Source organism: Nonomuraea sp. NPDC005730 (assembly GCF_040630865.1).
Taxonomy (GTDB): Bacteria; Actinomycetota; Actinomycetes; order Streptosporangiales; family Streptosporangiaceae; genus Nonomuraea.
Genome location: NZ_JBEXYK010000005.1, coordinates 344362 through 351924, shown reverse-complemented (window position 1 = coordinate 351924; position 7563 = coordinate 344362). Strand labels below are relative to the sequence as shown.

At 66.7% G+C, this 7563-nt stretch carries 4 protein-coding genes; all 4 read left to right on the top strand.

The window, feature by feature from the left end; translation table 11 throughout:
- Nucleotides 1–119: 119 nt before the first annotated feature.
- The 4 genes from ABZ444_RS11105 (at nt 120) to fusA (ending at nt 7537) form a co-directional block, all read left to right on the top strand.
- Nucleotides 120–3995, top strand: a complete 3876-nt coding sequence (locus ABZ444_RS11105) for a DNA-directed RNA polymerase subunit beta' (RefSeq protein ID WP_357994785.1) — start codon at nt 120–122, stop codon at nt 3993–3995.
- A 555-nt stretch (nt 3996–4550) separates the two neighbouring features.
- The gene (gene rpsL / locus ABZ444_RS11100; RefSeq protein ID WP_020542315.1) at nt 4551–4925 is read left to right on the top strand and encodes a 30S ribosomal protein S12; all 375 of its coding nucleotides are present in this window, start codon (nt 4551–4553) and stop codon (nt 4923–4925) included.
- Nucleotides 4926–4927: 2 nt separating this feature from the next.
- On the top strand, nt 4928–5398 hold the full coding sequence (gene rpsG, locus ABZ444_RS11095; protein ID WP_043623423.1) for a 30S ribosomal protein S7: 471 nt from the start codon (nt 4928–4930) through the stop codon (nt 5396–5398).
- A gap of 39 nt (nt 5399–5437) precedes the next feature.
- On the top strand, nt 5438–7537 hold the full coding sequence (gene fusA, locus ABZ444_RS11090; protein ID WP_357994784.1) for an elongation factor G: 2100 nt from the start codon (nt 5438–5440) through the stop codon (nt 7535–7537).
- Nucleotides 7538–7563: the final 26 nt, after the last annotated feature.

Here is a 7563-nt window from a genome sequence, read left to right as displayed (position 1 = left end):
TCCATCGAGATGCGCGACACCGACGAGGACGTCTTCCGCGCGGCGGAGGAACTCGGTATCGATCTGTCCCGGCGTGAGCCGAGCAGCGTGGAAGAAGTCTGAGGGGGAGATCGCACACAATGCTAGACGTCAACTTCTTCGACGAGCTCAGGATCGGTCTTGCGACCGCCGACGACATCCGTCAGTGGTCGCACGGCGAGGTCAAGAAGCCCGAGACCATCAACTACCGGACTCTCAAGCCGGAAAAGGACGGACTCTTCTGCGAGAAGATCTTCGGTCCGACCCGCGACTGGGAGTGCTACTGCGGCAAGTACAAGCGCGTCCGGTTCAAGGGCATCATCTGTGAGCGCTGCGGCGTCGAGGTGACCCGGGCCAAGGTGCGTCGTGAGCGGATGGGCCACATCGAGCTGGCCGCGCCCGTCACGCACATCTGGTACTTCAAGGGCGTGCCGTCGCGCCTCGGCTACCTGCTCGACCTGGCCCCGAAGGACCTGGAGAAGGTCATCTACTTCGCGGCCTACATGATCACGCACGTCGACACCGACATGCGTGAGCGTGACCTGCCCTCGCTGGAGGCGAAGATCTCCGTCGAGCGGCAGCACATCGAGCAGCGCCGTGACGCCGACGTCGAGTCCAGGCAGAAGAAGCTCGAGTCCGACCTGGCCGAGCTGGAGGCCGCCGGCGCCAAGGGCGACCAGCGGCGCAAGGTCCGCGAGGGCGCCGAGCGCGAGATGCGTCAGCTCCGCGACCGTGCCCAGCGCGAGCTGGACCGGCTCGACGAGGTCTGGAGCCGCTTCAAGAACCTCAAGGTCCAGGACCTCGAGGGCGACGAGCTGCTCTACCGCGAGATGCGCGACCGCTTCGGCCGCTACTTCAAGGGCGGCATGGGCGCGCAGGCGATCCAGGACCGCCTGATCAGCTTCGACCTCGACGCCGAGGCCGAGAACCTGCGCGAGACCATCCGCAGCGGCAAGGGCCAGAAGAAGGCCCGCGCCCTCAAGCGGCTCAAGGTCGTGTCGGCGTTCCTGAACACGACCAACTCGCCGCGCGGCATGGTGCTCGACTGCATCCCGGTCATCCCGCCGGACCTGCGCCCGATGGTGCAGCTCGACGGTGGCCGGTTCGCGACCTCCGACCTCAACGACCTGTACCGCCGGGTCATCAACCGGAACAACCGCCTCAAGCGTCTGCTCGACCTCGGCGCCCCCGAGATCATCGTGAACAACGAGAAGCGGATGCTCCAGGAGGCCGTCGACGCGCTGTTCGACAACGGCCGTCGCGGTCGCCCGGTGACCGGCCCCGGCAACCGGCCGCTGAAGTCCCTCAGCGACATGCTGAAGGGCAAGCAGGGGCGTTTCCGCCAGAACCTGCTGGGCAAGCGAGTCGACTACTCCGGCCGTTCGGTCATCGTCGTCGGCCCGCAGCTCAAGCTGCACCAGTGCGGTCTGCCCAAGCAGATGGCGCTGGAGCTGTTCAAGCCGTTCGTGATGAAGAGGCTCGTGGACCTCAACCACGCGCAGAACATCAAGTCGGCCAAGCGGATGGTCGAGCGCGCCCGCCCCGTCGTGTGGGACGTGCTCGAAGAGGTCATCACCGAGCACCCGGTGCTGCTCAACCGTGCTCCGACGCTTCACCGTCTGGGCATCCAGGCGTTCGAGCCGCAGCTGGTCGAGGGCAAGGCCATCCAGATCCACCCGCTCGTCTGCACCGCCTTCAACGCGGACTTCGACGGCGACCAGATGGCCGTGCACCTGCCGCTGTCGGCTGAGGCCCAGGCCGAGGCACGCATCCTGATGCTCTCGACCAACAACATCCTCAAGCCGGCCGACGGCAAGCCCGTGACGATGCCCACCCAGGACATGGTCATCGGCCTCTACTGGCTGACCACCCACAAGGAAGGCGCGACCGGCGAGGGCCGCGTGTTCGGCTCGATCGCCGAGGCGCAGATGGCCTTCGACCGCCGCGAGCTGGAGATCCAGGCGAAGATCCAGATCCGGGTCAAGGACGTCCTGCCGCCGCGCGACTGGGTCGCTCCGGAGGGCTGGGAGCAGGGTGACCCGATCCGGCTGGAGACGACGTTCGGGCGGTGCCTGTTCAACCAGACGCTCCCCGAGAGCTACCCGTTCGTCAACTTCCAGGTGGGCAAGAAGCAGCTGTCCACGATCGTGAACGAGCTGGCCGACACCTACCCCAAGGTCGAGGTCGCCAACTCGCTCGACGCGCTCAAGGACGCGGGCTTCCGCTGGGCGACCCGCTCCGGCGTCACGATCTCGATCGAGGACGTCGTCGCGCCGCCGAACAAGACCGACATCATGGAGAACTACGAGCGCCGGGCCGACAAGGTCCAGCGCGAGTACGAGCGTGGTCTGATCACCGACGAGGAGCGCCGCCAGGAGCTCATCGAGATCTGGACCCACGCCACGGCCGACGTCGAGACCGACATGGTCAACGCCTTCCCGGCGACCAACCCGGTCTGGATGATGGTCAACTCGGGCGCCCGTGGTAACAAGATGCAGGTCCGGCAGATCGCCGGTATCCGTGGCCTGGTGTCCAACACCAAGGGTGAGACGATCCCGCGGCCGATCAAGGCCTCCTTCCGCGAGGGCCTGTCGGTGCTGGAGTACTTCATCTCCACCCACGGTCAGCGAAAGGGTCTGGCCGACACCGCCCTGCGTACCGCCGACTCGGGTTACCTGACCCGTCGTCTGGTGGACGTCGCCCAGGACGTCATCGTGCGTGAGATCGACTGCGGCACCGACCGCGCGGTCCCGCTGCACGTCGGCGAGCGCGACTCGTCGGGCAACCTGGTCAAGGCGGAGAACGCCGAGTCCAACGTGCACGGCCGCATCATGGCCGAGGACGTCGAGGTCGACGGCAAGGTCATCGTCCCGGCGGGTGTCGACATCAACGACATCCACGTGACGAAGCTGGTCGAGGCCGGCGTCGAGACCGTCCGCACCCGCAGTGCGCTCGTCTGCGAGGCCAAGATCGGTGTCTGCGCGACCTGCTACGGCCGCTCGCTGGCCACCGGCAAGCTCGTGGACGTCGGCGAGGCGGTCGGCATCATCGCCGCCCAGTCGATCGGTGAGCCCGGCACGCAGCTGACGATGCGTACGTTCCACACCGGTGGTGTGGCCGGCGCCGACATCACCCACGGTCTGCCCCGTGTCACGGAGCTGTTCGAGGCGCGCATCCCCAAGGGTGTCGCCCCGATCTCCGAGGCCGAGGGCCGGGCCAGGATCGACGAGACCGACAAGACCAGGAAGATCGTCATCACCCCCGACGACGGGTCGGAGGAGATCGCCTACCCGGTCTCGATGCGTTCGCGCCTGCTCGTCCAGGACGGTCAGCGTGTGACGGTCGGCCAGCAGCTGATCGCCGGTGCGGTCAACCCCAACGAGGTCCTGCGCATCCTCGGCCCGCGGGCCGTGCAGCTGCACCTGGTGGCCGAGGTCCAGCAGGTCTACCGGTCGCAGGGTGTGTCGATCCACGACAAGCACATCGAGATCATCGTGCGGCAGATGCTCAAGCGCGTGAACGTGCTTGAGTCCGGTGACACCGACCTGCTGCCCGGTGAGCTGGTGGAGCGTCCGCGCTTCGAGCAGATGAACCGTGAGACGGTGGCCGAGAGCGGCTCGCCGGCCGCGGGCCGTCCGGTGCTCATGGGCATCACGAAGGCGTCGCTGGCCACCGAGTCGTGGCTGTCGGCGGCCTCCTTCCAGGAGACGACCAGGGTCCTGACGGACGCGGCGATCCACGCCAAGTCCGACTCGCTGCTGGGCCTGAAGGAGAACGTCATCATCGGTAAGCTCATCCCGGCCGGTACGGGCATGCCCCAGTACCGCAACATCCGGGTCGAGCCGACCGAGGAGGCCAAGGCCGCCATGTACACCGTCGGCGGTTACGACGGTTCCGCGGCCGACTACACCTTCGGCACGGGCAGCGGCGAGGCCGTCCCGCTGGAGGAGTACGACTTCGGTCAGTACAACCGCTAGCAGTTTCGCAGGCGACGCGCCCGGGTCTCTTTCCGAAGAGGCCCGGGCGCGGTGCTTTTCCGGCCGTACGCGCTGCCGTAGACGGCCTCAGACGCCCTGCGGGGGCCGGGAAGGCCCGGGGGAGCCGGTCCGGCGGCATGGCGGCCTGGGGGCCGGTTGCGGGACTCCCTGGCGAATCGGCACACGTCGGTCCCCAGGCCCGGTATCATTGCCGCGGCGCTTCGGATGGGCTGGATGAGACAGGCCCCGGTGGCACGGAGCGGCGAAGCCGACAGGCGTTGCCGTGCCGTTTTGACGTGTCGGCTGGGCCTGGGTAGTCTTGAGCATCGTGCCCGTCTCTAGCGGGCTTTCGGCTGTGCGCTCATATCCCTGGGGAGAGCGTCGGCTGGACTCTCAGGCTCGCAAGTCTCCGTGGCTGTGTCTGTGTGAATAGCGCGACACGCCCGACCGCGGGGGCGCCGAGACGAGGAAAACCAGCAGGTCATGACACCGGCAGAACCTGCGAAAAGCAAGACCCAATGACGTAACACCGGCCAGGCACGAAACGGAGTGGCAGTGCCCACTATTCAGCAGTTGGTCCGCAAGGGCCGGCAGGACAAGGTCTCCAAGACCAAGACTCCTGCCCTCAAGGGGAGTCCGCAGCGGCGCGGTGTGTGCCAGCGCGTTTACACCACCACCCCGAAGAAGCCCAACTCGGCACTGCGCAAGGTGGCCCGCGTTCGGCTCACGAACGGCATCGAGGTCACGGCTTACATCCCCGGTGTGGGCCACAACCTGCAGGAGCACTCCATCGTGCTCGTGCGTGGCGGTCGTGTGAAGGACCTGCCTGGTGTTCGCTACAAGATCATCCGCGGCTCGCTCGACACCCAGGGTGTCCGCAACCGCAAGCAGGCCCGCAGCCGCTACGGCGCGAAGAAGGAGAAGAGCTAACAATGCCTCGTAAGGGTTCTCCTGGCCGTCGTCAGCTCATGTCTGACCCGGTTTACAGCTCGCCGCTCGTGACCGCCCTGATCAACAAGGTGCTCCTCGACGGTAAGCGTTCCATCGCGCAGTCGATCGTCTACGGCGCCCTCGAAGGCTGCAGGGAGAAGACGGGCAACGACCCGGTCGTCACCCTCAAGCGCGCGCTTGACAACGTCAAGCCGACCCTCGAGGTCCGCAGCCGCCGTGTCGGTGGCGCGACGTACCAGGTGCCGGTCGAGGTGCGCGCCGCGCGCAGCACCACCCTGGCCCTGCGCTGGCTGGTGCAGTACTCCCGCGCCCGCCGCGAGAAGACCATGACCGAGCGCCTCATGAACGAGCTCCTCGACGCCAGCAACGGCCTCGGAGCGAGTGTCAAGAAGCGCGAGGACACCCACAAGATGGCCGAGTCCAACAAGGCCTTCGCCCACTACCGCTGGTAACCCGGCGGGTTCGACGAGACGACGAGGACGCGAGTTAAAGTGGCCGCTACGACCGCTCTTGACCTGGCCAAGGTCCGCAACATCGGGATCATGGCCCACATCGACGCGGGCAAGACCACCACGACCGAGCGCATCCTGTTCTACACCGGCATCAACTACAAGATCGGTGAAGTCCATGAGGGCGCTGCCACCATGGACTGGATGGAGCAGGAGCAGGAGCGCGGCATCACGATCACGTCTGCCGCGACGACCTGTGAGTGGATCGGTCACACCATCAACATCATCGACACTCCGGGTCACGTCGACTTCACCATCGAAGTGGAGCGCTCGCTCCGCGTCCTCGACGGTGCCGTCGCCGTGTTCGACGGTGTCGCCGGTGTCGAGCCGCAGTCGGAGACGGTGTGGCGGCAGGCTGACCGGTACGAGGTCCCGCGCATCTGCTTCGTGAACAAGATGGACCGTGTCGGCGCGGAGTTCCACCGCTGCGTCGAGATGATGGTCAGCCGCCTGGGCGCGACCCCCGCTGTGATCCAGCTTCCGTGGGGTGTCGAGGCCGACTTCAAGGGCGTCATCGACCTCATCAAGATGAAGGGGCTCATCTGGAGCGCCGACGCGGCCAAGGGCGAGATGTACGACACCGTCGACGTCCCGGCCGACCACGCCGACGCCGCCCGCGAGTGGCGTGACCGCCTCATCGAGACGGTCGCCGAGAACGACGACGAGCTGATGGAGCTCTTCCTGGAGGGCACCGAGCCCACCGAGGAGCAGCTGGTCGCGGCCATCCGCCGCGCCACGCTGAGCAGCTCCATCAACCCGGTGCTGTGCGGCACCGCGTTCAAGAACAAGGGCGTTCAGCCCCTGCTCGACGCGATCGTCGCCTACCTCCCCGCCCCGACCGACATCCCGGCGTTCAAGGGTTACGCGGTCGGCAACGAGGAGAAGGTGATCGAGCGTCACGCGGACCCGACCGAGCCGTTCTCCGCGCTGGCCTTCAAGATCGCCAGCGACCCGCACCTGGGCAAGCTCACCTACATCCGCATCTACTCCGGCACCCTCGACACCGGTTCACAGGTCGTGAACTCGGTGAAGGGCAAGAAGGAGCGGATCGGCAAGATCTACCAGATGCACGCCAACAAGCGCGAAGAGCGCCCGCAGGCGATCGCCGGTCAGATCGTCGCCGTCATGGGTCTGAAGGACACCACGACCGGCGACACCCTTGCCGACCCGTCCAACCCGGTCGTGCTCGAGTCGATGACGTTCCCGGCTCCGGTCATCAACGTCGCCATCGAGCCCAAGACCAAGGGCGACCAGGAGAAGCTGTCCACCGCCATCCAGCGGCTGGCCGAGGAGGACCCGTCCTTCCAGGTCCGTCGTGACGAGGAGACCGGTCAGACGGTCATCTGGGGCATGGGCGAGCTTCACCTGGAGATCCTCGTCGACCGTATGCGTCGTGAGTTCAAGGTCGAGGCCAACGTGGGCCGCCCGCAGGTGGCCTACCGCGAGACCATCCGCCGCAAGGTGGAGAAGGTCGACTACACCCACAAGAAGCAGACCGGTGGTTCCGGTCAGTTCGCGCGGGTGATCATCGACCTGGAGCCGCTGGGCGAGGGCAACGACGGTTACGAGTTCCAGAACAAGGTCTCGGGTGGCCGCGTCCCGAGGGAGTACATCCCCTCGGTCGACGCCGGCGCCCAGGAGGCCGCCGAGTTCGGTGTGCTGGCCGGTTACCCGATGGTGGGCGTGAAGGTTACGCTGACCGACGGTGCCGCCCACGACGTCGACTCCTCGGAAATGGCGTTCAAGATCGCTGGCTCGATGGCCTTCAAGGAGGCCGCGCGCAAGGCGGACGCCGTTCTTCTCGAGCCGATGATGGCCGTCGAGGTCACCACGCCCGAGGACTACATGGGTGACGTCATCGGTGACCTCAACGGTCGCCGCGGGCAGATCCAGGCGATGGACGAGCGGGCCGGCGCCCGTGTCGTCCAGGCGCTCGTGCCGCTGTCTGAGATGTTCGGCTACGTGGGTGACCTGCGTAGCAAGACGCAGGGGCGCGCGAGCTACAGCATGCAGTTCGACTCCTACTCGGAGGTGCCCCCGGGCATCGCCAAGGAGATCGTCGCGAAGGCCCGGGGCGAATAGTTCCGGTCCCTGGTGGGGTGGTGCGA